Annotated in this window: 15 protein-coding genes; 9 read left to right on the forward strand and 6 right to left on the reverse strand. The window is 45.5% G+C overall.

Translation table 11 applies throughout. The features are described 5' to 3' along the window. Positions 1-11: 11 nt before the first annotated feature. Together purD and purH are read right to left on the reverse strand one after the other, a co-directional pair. A complete protein-coding gene (gene purD / locus L2755_RS08650) occupies positions 12-1,307 on the reverse strand; it encodes a phosphoribosylamine--glycine ligase (protein ID WP_248980285.1) in 1,296 nt (431 codons plus the stop codon). 256 nt (positions 1,308-1,563) lie between these two features. Continuing rightward, positions 1,564-3,153 carry a bifunctional phosphoribosylaminoimidazolecarboxamide formyltransferase/IMP cyclohydrolase gene (gene purH, locus L2755_RS08655; RefSeq protein WP_248980286.1) on the reverse strand — a complete coding sequence of 530 codons (1,590 nt, stop codon included), beginning with the start codon at positions 3,151-3,153 and terminating at the stop codon, positions 1,564-1,566. A gap of 329 nt (positions 3,154-3,482) precedes the next feature. Here purH and zntR point away from each other — a divergent pair, with 329 nt between their 5' ends. The 4 genes from zntR (at position 3,483) to L2755_RS08675 (ending at position 6,643) form a co-directional block, all read left to right on the forward strand. Then, positions 3,483-3,998 (forward strand): Zn(2+)-responsive transcriptional regulator, encoded by a 516-nt coding sequence (gene zntR, locus L2755_RS08660; protein WP_248980287.1) that lies wholly within the window; start codon positions 3,483-3,485, stop codon positions 3,996-3,998. Positions 3,999-4,000: 2 nt separating this feature from the next. Beyond that, on the forward strand, positions 4,001-5,347 hold the full coding sequence (locus L2755_RS08665; protein WP_248980288.1) for an SO_0444 family Cu/Zn efflux transporter: 1,347 nt from the start codon (positions 4,001-4,003) through the stop codon (positions 5,345-5,347). A gap of 201 nt (positions 5,348-5,548) precedes the next feature. Next, complete coding sequence (locus L2755_RS08670; protein ID WP_248980289.1) at positions 5,549-6,205, forward strand: thiol:disulfide interchange protein DsbA/DsbL; 657 nt, start codon at positions 5,549-5,551, stop codon at positions 6,203-6,205. A gap of 12 nt (positions 6,206-6,217) precedes the next feature. After that, positions 6,218-6,643 carry a thiol-disulfide oxidoreductase DCC family protein gene (locus L2755_RS08675; RefSeq protein WP_248980290.1) on the forward strand — a complete coding sequence of 142 codons (426 nt, stop codon included), beginning with the start codon at positions 6,218-6,220 and terminating at the stop codon, positions 6,641-6,643. A 65-nt stretch (positions 6,644-6,708) separates the two neighbouring features. Here L2755_RS08675 and L2755_RS08680 read toward each other — a convergent pair whose 3' ends face one another. The 3 genes from L2755_RS08680 to L2755_RS08690 all read right to left on the reverse strand — a co-directional run bounded on the left by L2755_RS08680 (position 6,709) and on the right by L2755_RS08690 (position 9,234). Beyond that, the gene (locus L2755_RS08680; protein ID WP_248980291.1) at positions 6,709-7,443 is read right to left on the reverse strand and encodes a YebC/PmpR family DNA-binding transcriptional regulator; all 735 of its coding nucleotides are present in this window, start codon (positions 7,441-7,443) and stop codon (positions 6,709-6,711) included. Between the two features lie 135 nt (positions 7,444-7,578). Then, positions 7,579-8,106 (reverse strand): carboxymuconolactone decarboxylase family protein, encoded by a 528-nt coding sequence (locus L2755_RS08685; protein ID WP_248980292.1) that lies wholly within the window; start codon positions 8,104-8,106, stop codon positions 7,579-7,581. A 186-nt stretch (positions 8,107-8,292) separates the two neighbouring features. After that, positions 8,293-9,234, reverse strand: coding sequence for a LysR family transcriptional regulator (locus L2755_RS08690; RefSeq protein ID WP_248980293.1), 942 nt, complete (start codon positions 9,232-9,234; stop codon positions 8,293-8,295). Positions 9,235-9,360: 126 nt separating this feature from the next. On the opposite strand from L2755_RS08690, the gene L2755_RS08695 reads away from it, so the two are divergent. From L2755_RS08695 to L2755_RS08705, 3 genes are all read left to right on the forward strand, one after another. Further along, positions 9,361-10,434: an HlyD family secretion protein gene (locus tag L2755_RS08695; protein WP_248980294.1), complete on the forward strand. Its 1,074-nt coding sequence runs from the start codon at positions 9,361-9,363 to the stop codon at positions 10,432-10,434. Beyond that, entirely contained in the window at positions 10,434-12,020 is a 1,587-nt protein-coding gene (locus L2755_RS08700) for a DHA2 family efflux MFS transporter permease subunit (protein WP_248980295.1), read from the forward strand. Before L2755_RS08695 ends, L2755_RS08700 begins: the two co-directional genes overlap by 1 nt. A 90-nt stretch (positions 12,021-12,110) precedes the next feature. Next, positions 12,111-12,566: a GNAT family N-acetyltransferase gene (locus L2755_RS08705; RefSeq protein WP_248980296.1), complete on the forward strand. Its 456-nt coding sequence runs from the start codon at positions 12,111-12,113 to the stop codon at positions 12,564-12,566. A 28-nt stretch (positions 12,567-12,594) separates the two neighbouring features. Here the strand turns inward: L2755_RS08705 and L2755_RS08710 are convergent, their stop codons facing one another. Further along, positions 12,595-13,428, reverse strand: a complete 834-nt coding sequence (locus L2755_RS08710) for a LysR family transcriptional regulator (protein WP_248980297.1) — start codon at positions 13,426-13,428, stop codon at positions 12,595-12,597. Positions 13,429-13,712: 284 nt separating this feature from the next. Here L2755_RS08710 and L2755_RS08715 point away from each other — a divergent pair, with 284 nt between their 5' ends. Both L2755_RS08715 and L2755_RS08720 read left to right on the forward strand, forming a co-directional pair. Beyond that, the gene (locus L2755_RS08715) at positions 13,713-15,407 is read left to right on the forward strand and encodes an aromatic amino acid lyase (RefSeq protein WP_248980298.1); all 1,695 of its coding nucleotides are present in this window, start codon (positions 13,713-13,715) and stop codon (positions 15,405-15,407) included. A gap of 76 nt (positions 15,408-15,483) precedes the next feature. After that, the gene (locus L2755_RS08720) at positions 15,484-16,593 is read left to right on the forward strand and encodes a hypothetical protein (RefSeq protein WP_428847784.1); all 1,110 of its coding nucleotides are present in this window, start codon (positions 15,484-15,486) and stop codon (positions 16,591-16,593) included. The last annotated feature ends 481 nt before the right edge of the window (positions 16,594-17,074 follow it).

Here is a 17,074-nt window from a genome sequence, read left to right on the forward strand (position 1 = left end):
GGTCTTTAGCGTTAGCTGTTTTCTCTGGCAATGGCGCGGTAAGCAATATCGGTGCGGAAATACACATCATCCCAATGGATAGCGTCAACCAGTTGGTATGCAGATGCCTGCGCTTCCGTCACGGTATTACCCAGTGCTGTGGCGCATAACACACGGCCGCCATTGGTCACTACCTTGCCATCTTTCATGCTAGTGCCGGCATGGAATACTTTGGCATCATTATCGCCTAAGCTTAGGCCGTCAATCACATCATGCTTGCGGTAAGCTTCTGGATATCCGCCTGCGGCTAAGACAACGCCGACAGCGGCACGAGAATCAAACTCGGCAGTCACTTGATCGAGTTCGCCGCGAGTCGATGCTAAGCAAAGCTCTACCAAATCTGATTGCAGACGCATCATGATAGGTTGAGTTTCAGGGTCGCCAAAACGACAGTTGTACTCAAGTACCTTTGCGCTGCCATCGGGAGAGATCATCAAACCAGCATAAAGGAAGCCAGTATAAACATTGCCCTCTGCAGCCATGCCATCGACCGTTGGACGGATAACGTTAGCAATAGTCCAATCGTGAACAGCTTGAGTCACTACAGGCGCAGGTGAATATGCACCCATACCGCCAGTATTCGGGCCATGATCGCCATTATCACGGGCTTTATGGTCTTGGCTGGTAGCCATAGCAAGAATGTTCTTGCCATCAACCATCACGATGAAGCTAGCCTCTTCGCCTGTTAAGAACTCTTCAACCACGACGCGAGAACCCGCTTCACCAAATAGGTTTCCAGCAAGCATATCTTCAATGGCAGCATTTGCTTGTGCTTGGTCTTGCGCAATAATGACGCCTTTACCTGCCGCTAAGCCATCAGCTTTAATCACGACAGGGTAACCCGTCGTCGCCGTTAACTCTGTTACATAAGCCTTAGCTGGAGCAATATCGGTAAAGTTTGAGTAAGCCGCCGTTGGAATATTATGACGGGCTAAAAAGTCTTTAGTGAACGCTTTAGAAGATTCCAGTTGCGCCGCACCTTGAGTCGGACCAAAAATCGGTAAGCCAGCTTCATTGAACGCATCCACAAGGCCCAATGCCAGCGGCACTTCAGGGCCTACAATGGTAATCGCCACTTTTTGCTCGGCAGCAAAAGCCACCAGTGCAGAGATATCTTCAACATTGATCGCCACGTTCTCTAATTTTGGCTCTAATGTTGTGCCGGCATTGCCAGGAGCGACAAACACGGTGTCAACTTGTGCAGATTGCGCCGCCTTCCATGCCAATGCATGTTCACGACCGCCGCCGCCTATAACTAATACTTTCATTTTTTTACCTTTTATAGCTGCGCCATTCCCCCTATCTCTGTGTCAAGCATGCTCGTGTATTGGCATATTCTTACCAACAAAAGTGCGCGTGCTTTCTTTGACCTAGAAAAAAGGTGCTTGCTCTAAACGTTAAAAATTAATTTTGTTGGAAACTCTAGCGCCTAGATCCTAGATCCTAGGACCTAGGACCTAGGACCTAGATCCTAAAACCTAGAACCTCTAACATTGAGCCTAGGACCTAGAACCTTCTTATAAATTAATGACGGAAGTGACGCATGCCGGTAAATACCATTGCCATGCCGTGCTCATCTGCCGCATTGATGATCTCTTGGTCACGAATAGAGCCACCTGGCTGGATGATACAGCTAATGCCAGCTGCTGCAGCTGCATCAATACCGTCACGGAAGGGGAAGAAGGCATCAGATGCCATCACTGAATCTTGCACCTCTAAGCCTTCGTCAGCCGCTTTTATGCCAGCGACTTTAGCGCTATAAACTCGGCTCATCTGGCCTGCTCCAACACCAATCGTCATGCTGTTCTTGGCGTAAACAATCGCGTTTGATTTAACAAACTTCGCCACTTTCCAGCAGAACATAAGATCTTTCATCTCGCTAGCTGTCGGTTGACGTTTTGAAACCACTTTAACGTCATCCATTTCAACCATGCCTTGGTCGCGATCTTGTAGCAATAAGCCACCGTTAACGCGTTTGTAATCAAGGCTCTTAGTCTTGCTAGCCCATTGTCCGCATTCAAGTACGCGCACGTTAACTTTTGCTGCAACAATGTCGCGTGCAGCTTGGCTAACTGAAGGCGCTATGATCACTTCAACAAATTGGCGCTCAACAATCGCCGCTGCTGTCGCCGCATCTAGCTCGCCGTTAAAGGCGATGATGCCACCAAACGCTGAGGTAGGATCGGTTTGGAATGCGCGGTTATAAGCTTCAAGCAGGTTTTCGCCAATCGCTACACCACAAGGGTTAGCATGCTTCACTATTACGCAAGCTGGCTCACTGAATTCTTTAACACACTCAAGTGCTGAGTCAGTATCGGCGATGTTGTTATAAGACAATGCTTTGCCTTGCAACTGAACCGCTGTTGCAACCGACGCTTCATCTATATTGGTATCAACGTAAAAAGCCGCTGTTTGATGGCTGTTTTCGCCATAACGCAGATCTTGCTTTTTCACTAATTGAGTATTGTAAGTGCGTGGGAACTTAGAGTCTGCATGACACTCGTCTTTGCTATGGGCAGGAACTTTGGTGCCGAAGTAGTTGGCGATCATGCCGTCGTATGCCGCTGTATGCTCAAAAGCAGCAATCGCGAGGTCGAAACGAGTTTCCAGTGTGGTACTGCCATTATTTGCGTTCATTTCAGCAATAACACGGCCGTAGTCGCTCGCATTAACAACGATGGTAGTATCTTTGTGGTTTTTAGCGGTTGAGCGAACCATTGTTGGGCCGCCAATATCGATATTCTCGACAGCGTCAGCTAAGGTGCAACCCTCTTTTGCGACGGTTTCTGCAAATGGATATAAGTTAACCGCAACCAAGTCGATAGGGTTGATGTTGTTTTGCTCCATTACAAGCTCATCTATACCGCGGCGTGCCAAAATGCCACCATGCACTTTAGGGTGCAAAGTTTTGACACGGCCATCCATGATCTCTGGGTGACCAGTATAATCCGATACTTCAATGACTGGCACACCATTATCTGCCAACAGGCGGGCAGTGCCACCCGTAGAGAGTAGCTCAACACCTTGAGCATGCAGCGCTTGTGCAAACTCTAAGATTCCGGTTTTATCTGAAACGCTTAACAGCGCGCGACGAATAGGTCTGGCATTATTCATTGTAGGTATAGGGTCCAGTAGTTATTTTTAAGGATCTTTCGGAAAACAGAACAGTATTAAGTTTATTAACGTTTACACTGCTTTCCAAAAGTCCCTCAATTTTTATACTCTCCCGCCACGGCGCGCGTATTTTAACGCAGTTTTATCCTTGACGGTGTTTTTTTCTGCGCGATTTCACAATACGGTAAACAGAACAAGCATGGATCGATTTTTTTGTTCAGAATAAGCCTTGACCTTGGATACAACTCCAAGGTTTATACTTTGGCTATTGAGCAATATTGTACTGATGATATTTGGCAATGCATTGGGTTTAGATAAAGGAGAAAGTGATGTATCGAATTGGTGAACTGGCACAATTGTGTGAGGTCAAAACGGATACGTTAAGGTTCTACGAGAAACATGGATTGCTATCGCCTTCATCAAGAACAGATTCGGGCTATCGTATCTATACCGAAGTCGATGCCGAGCGCTTACGCTTTATTTTACGTGCTAAAGCGGTGGGTTTTACCCTCGCAGAAATTGTAGAACTGCTTTCGATTGAGTTAGACAAGTCCAACTGGGCTTGCGCTGACGTTAAAGGCTTGGTTGACGATAAGCTGGCTAATGTAGAGGCAAAGATAGCCGAGCTCAACCACTTTCAACTCTCTTTACAGCGGCTTTCTCAAGCTTGTTGCGGCGGGCCTGAAAGTGCAGAACATTGCTCCATTTTAGAAGCGTTAGAGTCGAGCACTGAAAACATTCGCTGTGAAGGTGATTCACATGAGCACGGCCACACTCATGACGATGTGCAGTTTACTAAAACGTGCCAAGACAAGTCAGCAACTAAGAATTCACAAGAGAAGTAGTTATGTTATTAAGCAATTTTATCGACCTTTTTCTAGACTCGGCTCCCTGGCTGTTACTGGGTTTATTATTAGCTGGCATGCTGAAGATGTTCGTGCCTATGGTTTGGATGCAAAAACAGCTGGGTGGCCATGGTTTTAAAACCGTTGTTAAAGCGGCCGTACTCGGTGCGCCTTTGCCTTTATGTTCATGCGGGGTTATTCCTGCGGCTGTTGGTTTGCGTCGTAGCGGTGCATCAAAGGCGGCGACCACATCCTTTTTAGTCTCGACGCCAGAAACGGGTGTTGACTCAGTAACCGTCTCTTATGTGTTGCTTGGCCCGTTCATGGCAATCGTGAGACCAATTGCGGCGGTGACTAGCGCGATAGTGGCAGGCTTATTAGTCGGACGTGATGACGATGATGGCCAGCCTGTGGCGGCGCAAGCTAAGCCTGCAGAGAGCTCATCATGTTGCAGTAGCAAGACTGCAGAGCCTAAAGCGACTGTTAGCTCATGCTGTGCAAGTGAGAAGAAAGCCACGGTAACGATGAAACCAATTGCTGATAGCAGCGTTATGGCGATGCCAATGACAGCGAATACAGCGCCGCTGAATGCTGCACCTTTGGATCTAGAGCAAGCGGCAGAACCTAAGCAATCGAGCTGCTGTAGTAGTAAAAAAGCAGCGGCAATTACAACTGCAGCGGCATCATGTTGCAGCTCAAAGTCGCCTGACTCTGCTGCTGAAGCTGAAAGCTGCTGCGAGTCGACAAAGGATATTGCAACCGAATTAAAAGGTACTTCAGTTATTAGCCGTATCGGTAAAGGCTTACATTTCGCGGCAACCGATTTAGTGCGTGATACTACCGTGTGGCTATTAGTCGGCTTGTTCTTTGCTGCCTTGGTACAAACTTATGTACCTGGTGACTTTATGGCAAAGTGGGGTGATGGCATTCTAGCTATGCTAGTGATGGTGCTTATCTCTGTGCCAATGTATATCTGCGCCACAGCATCAACACCTATCGCAGCGGGTTTACTACTGGCTGGTGTTTCACCCGGTGCAGTATTGGTCTTTATGTTAGCTGGCCCAGCCACCAACATTGCCACCTTAGGCGTGGTCACAAAAGAGCTTGGTAAACGCGCGTTATTTGGTTACTTGGGCGGTGTATTGGGCGTGGCTTTGGTCTCAGGTGTTATCGTCAATTATTTGGTGGAAACCTTTGGCTTTGTGGTTATGCCGCAGATTGGCGAGCAGCATAACTTGTTGCCGTCGGCCATTGTGTATACTTCAGGTATCGTGCTGGCAATATTGATGTCTAAGGTATTCTTAGACATGCTGCCTAAGAACTGGTGGCGTAGAGATTGCTGCTCGTAAGTCGATATATACCCATCTTCAAGTAGGATGGGTATATATATATATAGCCAAAGCACAACTAAAAGAATAGATAAAGGTACTCATTGAGTGCCTTTTTATTTTTATTCGAATGGTTAATGCTCTATAACACTATAAGGCATTTTGCTTTTAACCTTATCTCAGCATCACTTAATTTGCTGCTTCGCCAATGGAAGGACATATATGAAAAAACGACTAGCCCTACTGCTTTTTGCTTTAGTAATGAGTGGTTGCAGTGATAACAGCTCTATTGAGGCCGATGGAAATTATGTTGAAGGGGTACATTATAAGGCGCTAGCTACGCCTGTTTCGAATCAGAGCCAGAAGGTCTCGGTAATGGAATTTTTTGCATACAGCTGCCCCCATTGCGAGTTGTTTGAAAAGCCTCTGCATCACTGGCAGCAAAATATACCTGAAGGCGTTGAACTAGTGCAGATCCCTGCCGTCTGGAACGAGCCGATGAAACTCTACGCTAAAGTATTTTATATTGGCCAAGGTATGCAGCAGAAAGACAAGGTTCATGCCGGACTCTTCCCGGAAATAATGGCTCTGCGTAAAGTACCAAGCTTGGAGCAGCAACAAGCCAAACTGGGCGAATTTTTGAGTCTATATGGCTTGAGTCGCGCTGAGTTCTCTCAGAAAATATCATCTCCCGAGGTGGAGCGTAAACTGCAGAATGCCATGGAGTTGATGTCTCAAGCTAAAATTGAAGGCACTCCAAGTATCGTCGTTAATGGCCGCTATTTAGTGCTTAATAAGTCGGCAAAATCTGCTGAGCAGGTGATGGATATTGCTAATTATCTTGTCAGTTTAGAGAAAGCGCGGCTAGCTGCGCAGTAGTGGTTATTTGAATTGGCACAACAGCAACAAAAATCGCAGCATCATGCTTTAGTCATCTTTGATGGAGTCTGTAATCTGTGCCACGGTACGGTCAATTTTATCATTAAGCATGATCGCCGCGGCTACTTTGTATTTGCACCTTTTCAATCAAAAATAGCGCAAGCTTATTTGAGCGAACATGGCGTTAATGACCAGGCGCAAAATAGTGTGATATTAATAAAGGCTGATCAATGTTATTTAAGAAGTGACGCCGCGATTGAAATAGCAACATCACTGGATGGTGCTTGGTCGTGGCTGCGTTTTATTAGATATTTACCCAAGGCCCTTCGAGATGGACTCTACAATCAGCTGGCTAAACGGCGTTATCGAATGTTTGGTAAAAGAGAATTGTGTTTAATGCCCAATGAAGCGTTAAAGAGTCGTTTCTTGGTCGACTGAAGTTTGTAAAAACAAAAAAGGCACTCATTGAGTGCCTTTTAAATCTACAGCCTGAAGCGACTCAATTATGCTTCTTCAGGTAGTTCGGCATTGTGGTAGATGTTTTGCACATCATCACAATCTTCAAGCGCTGCATAGAACTGCTCAAACTGCTCAATCTCTTCTGCATCGGTGATTTTTGTCATGGTCTGCGGTACGAAAGTAATCTCTTCCATAACATAATCGGTATCAGCAGGCAGTTCAGCCATTAATGCGGTTTTAACTTTAAAGAATTCAGTATGGGGTGCGTAAACGCTGATCATGCCGTCATCAAGCTCAACGTCAGTAACATCAACGTCAGCCATAATAAGCATTTCAAGAATGGCATCTTCATCGTCGCCAGCAAACACGAATACAGCTTGATGATCAAACATGTGGCCAGCAGTACCTGGACCACCTAGTTTGGCGTGGTTCTTAACGAATGCTTGACGCACTTGAGTAAACGTACGCTTACCGTTATCGGTTAGGCAATCTGCAATGACCATACAGCCACCAGGACCAAAACCTTCGTAACGTGCAGATTCATAATCTTCACCGCCACCGCCACGCGCTTTCTCAATCGCACGCTCAATAACGTGAGCTGGAACTTGATCTTTCTTAGCCTTGGAGATCATTTGGCGTAACGCTAAGTTACCTTCAGGATCGAAACCACCATTTTTAGCACAAACGTAGAGCTCTTTTCCGTATCTAGAATAGATTTTTGTTTTCTGCCCAGCGGTTTTCGCCATGGATTCTTTCTTGTTTTGGTATGCTCTGCCCATCTTGATTCTTCTCACTAAGCTTTAAAAATTGCCAGCAATGTTAGCAGCTTTATTTACACAAATCAGTCGTAGGTCTTTAAAAATACTAAACAGGCCCCATAAATCAGCGTGATTCGTCGTCAGCTTAGGCTTGCTTTAGCCTTGAAACAGTACTTGGTTGTTGAAATGTACCTGACGAGCAGCCAAAACCGCGGCGGTTATTCTCATGGCTTGATCAATTGCGGCGTCACTTTGTCCTAGGGTCTTTAAGCTCATGGTATGACTTTTAAAGCAGGCGTAGCCGCCATTAATCATCGACACCGCTATGCAGGCATAGTGGTAATCGACTTCATTGTCGATGGCAATATCCGCAAAAGGCCTAAATTTAAGAGATTCTAAATTGCCTCCGGCATGGACATCAACAAACTGCCTACTAAAGAAGTAGGGGTTGGTTACTGACATACGGCTAACGGCGTATTGTATTTCACGCTTGGCTTCGGGGCTAAGGTCACCCACGATGAATTGCACTTGTTTAACGACATCCTTGTCTCTACACGCTAGCGCTGCGGCCCATGCGACGGTTTTTATCGCTGAAGAGGCGAGATGGTTTTCACTGATTAATACCGATTTAAGCAGTAGACGCTGATCTTCCGACTCATCGGGGAATTGAACAAAAGTAGACATAGCGAGCTTCCAATAGTGAGGTAAGTCGTTGATTGATTTTAGTGCATTAGCAAATATGTTGCATGTGCGGATTATGCGCTGTTGCATGCTATCTTTAATCTAGCGAAATATAGAGAAGTGATTGAAGGTCCAAGTGAAATGTCGGCTTGCCAGTTTTGTGTGATTAAAGACCCTGAAGGCTACCAGTTACTCTGGTTCACCAGGTCGTTGAATATAATCAGGCACCTCAATGATTAAGTCTCGCCATTCTTCAAACAAGTTTTGATAAAGAAATTCAGTAAATACACGGTACTTTCTCGGTAGATAAACACGCAGTGGCATGCTCATTGTGATGACGCTTTGCTTCATGGGGTAGTCTTGGAGAACAGCGACTAATGAACCGTTCTTTATTGCTTCACTTCCTATCATTATGGGAACTGTGGCAATACCTAAGCCCTCAATAGCGGCTTCACGCACCAAGGTGATGTTGTTGGTCTCGAGTCTTGATTGTGGTTCGACAGTTAACCATTTTTCACCATTAAAAAGGGACCAGCTGTTATCAACATATGGCGTTGATAGCAGTATGCACTGGTGTTGGCTGAGGTCTTCTGGGATCTGCGGTGTACCATTTTGCTTAAGATAATCAGGACTTGCCATCAGCACTTTTTGCGTGCTTAGCAGGGCATAAGTCTGCAGTGTCTCATTCGGTTTCTCAGTGACCTGAAATAAGATATCGATGCCTTCGGCGATCACATCCACTTTACGATTTGTCAGTTCGGCTTCAATTGTGATCTGCGGGTAAGCGCTGAGGAATTTAGCCAGTACTCGGCCAAAGTAAAGTTGCCCCAATTCGATAGGACAGATGATTTTTAGATGACCAGTAATAGTCTCCTGACTGGCACTGAGTTGATCTTCTGCATTTTGCAGATCGGCGAGAATACGGTGCACTCTGTGATAGTAGTTTGCCCCCGCCTCAGTGAGCTTTAGTGCTCTTGTGGTTCTAAATAATAGTTGTACACCTGCGTCAGCCTCCAGCTCGGCAATTTTTCGGCTCACCGTTGCTTTAGTGATGCCCAAGACTTTAGCTGCCTTAGTAAAACTCCCTTGCTCAACGACCTGAGCAAACATTTGCACTCTATTTAGATCCATTTGTTTAAACTCATGATTGTTACACCTGTGAAACAGTGGGTAATATTTTAACTATCTAATAAATATGTTGTGACAGTAGTAAAATGTGTCTCATTAATCAAGGATCCAATGATTGGGGAGCCAACTATGTCCAAAAATAGAATGTTTATTGTCATTCCACTGCTGCTCCTGAGCGTATTTGCTGGTGGCGACTACTGGTGGAATCATGTGCGCAATTTTGAATCAACAGATAACGCCTACGTTGAAGCTGATATCTCCAATATTAGCGTTAAGGTTCCAGGCTATGTCACCGCGACTTTTGTCACTGATAATCAGCATGTAAATAAGGGACAGTTGTTAGCACAGCTGGAAGATAATCAGTATCAGGCTAAAGTGGCGCAAAATGACGCCATGCTTGCCAGTGCGAGAGCCGATCTACAAACCTTAGCGGCGCAAGTTGATCTACAGCGAGCACTTATCACTCAGGCGACAGCGGGCGTTGCCGCTGCCGAGGCGGAAAGACTGCGTTCATCGCAGCAGCTTAATCGAGCCACTCAGTTAAAAGTCAAAAATTACAGCTCACAAGACACCGTTGATGAAGCACAAGCGGGTTACCAGTCAGCAGAGGCGCATTTAGATGAAGCCGCTGCCGCCTTGGTCGCCAAGCAACGTGAGCTTGCGGTGTTTAACTCACAGCTGATTGAGGCCGATTCCAGTGTTGAGCAGGCAAAAGCTGGGCTGGCATTGGCAAAAATTCAGCTGGCGGACACCCAAATAACGGCGCCTTTTAGCGGTGTTATTGGCAAGCGTGGCGCGTTGCAAGGTCAATATGTACAACCAGGGCAAGCTATTTATAGCTTGGTGCCCGACAACGCGGTGTGGATCACGGCAAACTTTAAGGAAACACAGATAGCGCATATGGTGCCAGGGCAAAGTGTGTTGGTTGAATTAGATGCATTTTCTGGTGAGTCATTCATTGGTGTTATCGATAGTCTCGCGCCCGCGTCTGGGGCTAAATTTAGTCTGTTACCCGCTGAAAATGCGACCGGTAATTTCACCAAGATTGTGCAGCGTATTCCGGTGAGAATTCGCCTTGAAGGCGCAAGTTCTGTAGATATACAGCAGATCAGAATTGTCCCAGGATTGAGTGCATTCGTTAAAGTCGACATATCAGGTGCAAGCCTCAGTACTGCTGTAGCCTTAAACAAGGCTAATCCATAATGTCCACCATGGACGCTACACCATTGAGCGTAAACGCCAACGTTGAGCAGGTGGAACGTGGCAGCCGCCGTGCTTGGATCGCGGTATTTGGCGGACTCATTGGTGCGTTCATGGCCATTTTGGATATCCAAATTACCAATGCGTCGATGAAAGAGATCCTGGGTGGTTTAGGGGCAACATTGGAGGAGGGCTCATGGATTGCGACGGCTTATCTAGTCGCAGAGATGATCGCTATCCCACTTTCTGGCTGGCTCAGTAAAGGCCTCGATATTAGACGCTATATGCTGTGGAATAGCGCCATATTTATTGTTGCTTCCCTACTATGTTCAATCGCATGGAATTTAGAATCGATGATCGCTTTTAGAGCGATGCAGGGGTTCTTTGGCGGTGCACTGATCCCTATGGCGTTCAGGTTGATTCTTGAATATCTCCCCGATGATAAGCGTGCTGTGGGCATGGCGTTGTTCGGTGTGACCGCCACATTTGCGCCTTCAATTGGCCCGACACTCGGAGGTTGGTTAACGGCGGAGTTTAGCTGGCATTATCTTTTCTACATCAATGTGCCGCCAGGGTTGGTTGTGATGTCAATGCTGGCTTACGGCTTAGTCAAAAAGCCCATTAACTGGCCTGAACTCAAAAACGTTGATGTGAGCAGCATTATCACTATGGCACTTGGTATGGGGTGTTTAGAAGTCGTGCTAGAAGAGGGTAACCGTAAAGACTGGTTTGGTTCTGATCTTATTCGTAATCTGGCGCTCATATCCGCGGTTAATATCGTTATTTTTGTCTATCTTCAGCTTAAAAAGACTAATCCTTTGGTAAACCTAAGGTTGCTGGCACAGCGTGATTTCGCCCTGTCGACGCTGGCTTATTTTCTGCTGGGATTGGCGCTGTTTTCATCGATTTACATGGTGCCCTTGTACCTGTCACAAGTGCAAGATTATAACTCGATGGAGATTGGCGAGGTACTCATGTGGATGGGATTCCCACAGCTGCTTATTTTACCTTTCATGCCTAAATTAATGCAGCGCTTTGATAACCGTTACCTTGCTGGATTTGGCTTCTTCATGTTTGGCGTTAGCTATTACATGAACTGCCACATGACAGCCGATTTTGCCGGCCCACAGATGATAGCGTCTATGGTGGTCAGGGCGATTGGTCAGCCGTTTATTATGGTACCAATCGGTATGCTGGCCACTGCACATATACGCAAAGAGGAGAATGCGTCAGCCTCAACGGTGCTTAATGTCATGCGTAATCTGGGTGGCGCTGTCGGCATCGCGTTAGTGGCGACCCTAACTGATAACTTGAGCCGTGGTCATTTAGCCCATATTAAAGAGACGTTACCCGCGGTAAGTTCCATGGCGAATGATTATTTGGCGGCATCGGCAAATATGTTGCAAGCAGCAGGTTCTGACCCTGTAACCGCAAGTCTACAAGCATCGGCGCTACTGGGGCAAACAATGGCCAAGCAAGCGTCGATTCAAGCTTACAACGATGTGTTTTTTATCATGTCAGGATTGCTCATGGTCGCTGTTGTAGCGGTGCTTTCAATTCGTAAACCGGTGACAATGGCAGCAAACTAAGCGATATAATTTGTAGGATAAGATTCGCCTGTATTTGTCTATTTGAAGTGCTAGACTGCTGCTCTGACTCGTTGTTATGGAGAGAGACTTTTGTTGTGGAAATCGCTAGCTTTTTCGGAACTCACACTGGATGAGTTATATGAGCTACTCAAGTTAAGAGTAGATGTGTTTGTGGTGGAACAAAACTGTCCCTATCCAGAGCTTGATAATAAGGACCGACAAAGCCAAACCCAGCACTTACTTGGGGTTGACGAGCAGGGTACAATTCAAGCTTACGCGCGCGTACTTGCGCCTGGCGTCAGTTATCCCGACGTGAGTATTGGCAGAGTCATTGTCTCTGAGGCTGCAAGAGGTGGCGGAGTTGCCCATACCTTGATGCAAAAAGCGATCTCAATTTCAGTAAGAAAATGGCCCAAGCATAATATTCAGTTAGGCGGGCAGGAACATCTAAAAGGTTTTTATCAGAAATTGGGTTTTGAGCCGGTATCTGAAATGTATTTGGAAGATGGCATTCCGCATCTTGATATGTTGTTAACCCTGAAATAGCGTTTGCGATAATGTAAGCTTCAATGGATTACTCTAGTATTCTTTCAGTTATCCCGGCAGATAATAAATCAGCCTTACGCTCAGATTTTATGTAGATAGCAATAGGTCCATCAATATTTCCCGTAGATGGCCCTTGGCATTTTTCAATATTCGGGTTGTTCAGTATCATCTGCTCAGGTAACAGCCCTATCCCCATTCCTCTTTCTATCAAGCGGCTTGAAAAGTCTGGTGTATCTATCACCATTATCTTTTTGTAGTCAGGGTTGTTGTAGAGGCATTTACTTAGGTCGTGCCAATGATCCCATACTGCAGAATGGGCAAAAGTGGGCACTGGCTTGGCCATTTCTATTCCTGCCTTCTTAGCCCAGAAGAACTTGAGGTTATCAATCTCGACGATGTAATCGAATATGGGGTGGTTATCGAAGATACCTTCTGTAATGACCAAATCTACAGCGCCGGTATCCATCCATCCCTTCACCGTTGCTAACTCACCAGTGTGGATCTGGATGAAGTGTTCTTCGATAAATTCGTGTGTGAGCTTTGGGGCCAGATATTTCTCATAGAGTCTTGGTTGGGTCGCTATTTTGATGACCTCTTTGTTGTTGACTCTTGTTAGAGCTGAATAAAAAGTGTTCGTGGCCATAACTACCGCTTCAGCGTTTTGATATAGGCTACTTCCTAGCTCTGTCAACTTAACACCTCTATTCCCTCTCACGAAAAGCTTAGCTCCAATCTCTTTTTCAAGTTGCTCTATCTCTTTACTCACGCTTGGCTGCGAAACTTTCAAAAAACTAGCCGCTTTTGAGAAAGAAGAAAACTTAGCGGCATAATAAAAGTGGTGAATAATTGTTTTACTTGTCATCGCTTTGTCGCCTTGCATCAATATTTTCGAGTTTACGTGATTATGGTCAATATGCTTGATAAACGGTGATGTCAATCATGCATTTTATTAATAACACCGTGTTTTAATATCCGCTTCCGATAATAGAATTCTCTTATTTTATAATGATTTATAATGATACCAATATCTCATAAATAGCTATTCGTTTTACTTATACCTAGATATATGAGTTGGCTGTCACAAAATACCGTCCTACAGATCAATATGATCTCGGTTGAAAAATAAAACTACTCAATTGGATGGGAATGATGAAACTAATAGCTAAAACACTGCCGTTGCTAATTAGCGCGATCCTAATGGCGCCAAGCGTAAATGCAGAGACGATTATACTTGACGGTAATACACTAACCGTAGAGCAATTACATAAAGCTTCTCAGCCTGGAAATGATGTAAAAATCACTGAAGCTGGTTGGGGTCGCATCAAGCACTCTTACGACATTACAATCGAAGGCTCTAAGTCTGGTATTCCAATCTACGGTCTAAACACTAACTTCGGTGAGTTGAAGGGGCAAAAAATTGCGGGTAAGGACGTCACTAAAGAGCCTAACCGCAGTGCTTCTATTGCTTTCAACAAGAAGCAGATGCGAATTCAAGCGGCAGGCCTTGAGCCGTTCCTTGAGAACAGCATTACAAAGATGTCTATGATCATTCGTCTAAACCAAATGGCTGCAGGCCTGACGGGTATGACAACAGATGGCGCCGAGGCATTCCTATCATTTGTGAATAATGATGTTAACCCGCTCATCCCAAGCCGCGGTTCAATGGGCATCAACGACCTTTCATGGCCAACACACATTGGCCTATCGCTTATGGGCGAATGGGACGTGATGTATAAAGGCAAGCGTCGTGATTCTAAAGAAGTTCTGGACGAGTTAGGTCTTGAAGTCTACGAGCCATTTGGCCTTGACGGTATCTCAATTCTGTCTAACGGTAACGTATCTATGGCTATCTTGCTTGATGCGATGGCCGATGCTAAGAAGATCCTTGAAATCAACCCATACCTAGTTGCAGCAGGTCTTGAAACGCTGAACGGCAACGTTAGCCCGTATCTATGGCACAGCATTGAAGGTAAAGGTAGCCCAATGGGTCACGAAGCAGCAGAGGCGGTTCTTGAGTCTCTACGTGGTTCATACCTTTGGGAGAAGAACAAGAAACGTGCCCTACAAGATCCACTGACATTCCGTGGCGCTCACTGGACATTGGCTGTAGCGCTTGAGGAGATGCAAGAGCTTGAAGAGCTGCTAACTCTGCAGATAAACCACACCTCAGACAACCCATTGACGACTATCGATGGCCGTAGCGACATGTGGTATTCGAACTCATCTGAAGTTAAACAGATGCTAGTTAACCCAGGCAAGAGCAATGACTACATCAACTCACAGTCATCGTTCGACTTCACGCACATTGCACTACAAACAGAAGCGATGACTAAGGCTATTGCTCACCTGTTGAACGGTTCAGCATGGCGCATCAACCAAGTAAACGACTATCGCCGCACCAAGATGACTAAGTACCTGGTTGCTGAGTCAAATGTCACCGGTGGTGTTGCTGGTGATGGTTTCGCTAATATCGTTCAGCCTGTATCAGGTGTTCTGGCTCGTGGTCTTTCTTTGACTAACAACGTAACTCTATACGGCATCCCGACTTCTGGTTCATGGGAAGAGCAGTTCACTAACGTTCACTTAACGGCTGACCGTTTACGTCAAATCTCTCACATCGCTGCTGAACTTATGTCATATGAAATGTTTCACATGACTCAGGGTGCTCAAATGCGCCGTGACGAGCAAGGCTACCAGTTAGGTGACGGTACTGAGCGTCTACTTAACGCCTACCGCGAAGTTGTTCCATTTGTAACTATGGACAGAATCTACACCAAAGATATCAACAATGGTGTTGAGTTCATTAAGACTGTTGATCTTGAGTCTTTATACAAGCTGTAAGTAAAGCTCTAGCCCTCAAACCCATCTTCATCCTGGTTTGAGGGTTTTTTAAGGACGATTCTTTTAAATGGGAACAATAATGAACAAACTTACTGTGATAGCAGCATCCCTACTAGCAGCTTTCGCAGCTCCTTCAGGGGCTGTAGAGATCAACGAAAATATTTCGATTGGTGGCTCTGTACGTGTTAATTATAATTACATCGATTACAGCGAGTCATCAAAAGATAAATATGGAGATATTGCCTTTGACACGTTGTCTCTAACAGCTAGTGGTCAAAGTGGTAAGTGGGGTTTTGCGTCAGAATACCGCCTTAATAATAGTACTGACTACCTTATCTTAGGCTACGCGTCTTACGATGTGTCTCCTGAACTGCAGATCCAAGGTGGTGTTACGCATGTTCCATTCGGCAACCCAGGCTATATCTCTAACTCTTGGTGGATGGGCCTACCTTACTACCTTGGTTTTGAAGATGATCGTGATGTAGGTGTGAAGGCTACGTATCAAGTTGGTGGCGGCCAAACCGATGTCGCTTTTTTTAAGAGCCCAGAATACGGCGCCAGCAACAACGAAAGATATGCTGCTGATCTATTTACAGGCACAATCAATGGCACTGAATATAATAATGAAGAAACGAATCAGTTCAACATTCGCCATACCCAGACTTTTGGGGCCGTTACCGTTGGCGCCTCAGGGCAGTTTGGTCAAATATATAACAGTGGCACTGGCAATACAGGTGACCGCTTTGCTGTTGCTGCTCATCTAAACGGCAATTTCGGCTCTTGGAATGTGCAGATGCAGGCCATGCATTATGAGTTTGATGCGGCTGATGCTCAAGACGAAAACAAGATTGGGATGTCTGTTGTGGGATGGCAATACGAAGTTGCGGCTAAGGGCCAGATTTATAACTTTAACGTTGCTAAGACCGTGGCTACCGACTGGGGAAGCCTTAAGTTCTACAATGACTTTGGTTTGCTGACACCGGATGTCGAAGATGAGTCTTATGACAACAGTTTCCAAAACGTAACTGGCGTGGCAATAGCCGCTGGCCCAACTTACACTATGGTGGATCTTATTGCGGGTAAAAATATGACCTTCTCTACTGCGAATAACGATCATGTTGGCCTACCAGAAATAGGTGATGACTGGGATTTTCGCGTTAACATCAACTTAGGTTACTATTTTTAAGTCGCATCAATAGTCAGTTAGCCTTTATTTGAATCATCACAGCTAAGGGCAACTTTAAACGGTCTCAACTTTAATCCCTACTGCTAAAGTTGAGGCATTTACCAAACAGTTCTGGTCAACTGATGAACTCCCTTTTGGTTTGTAATCGCAAGGCTTTAAGCTTTCTCTTGGCTTTAGTTAATTGCGGTTATTACGAATTCTCATTCTTGTTTAATCCTATCACCCAAACAATATCTCTCGTCGACTTTTCTCCTAAGCGATTGGAATATGCTATCAATTCGCATTATTTACATTAGAAGGTGATGTTGTATGACTACTTCACGAGAGGCTGGAGCTATTCATTGCCTAGCCCTAGCAGTGCAACCAAATGCCTTGACCCGCTTAAGGAGAATGCTCATGGGTAGTATTGGATAATCGTGGTTCTTATATTGGATGTGATGCTCCGAGCCGAACTTGGCAGCAGGCACTATTTTGTTGTGTT

Source organism: Shewanella abyssi (assembly GCF_023284025.1).
GTDB lineage: Bacteria > Pseudomonadota > Gammaproteobacteria > Enterobacterales > Shewanellaceae > Shewanella > Shewanella abyssi.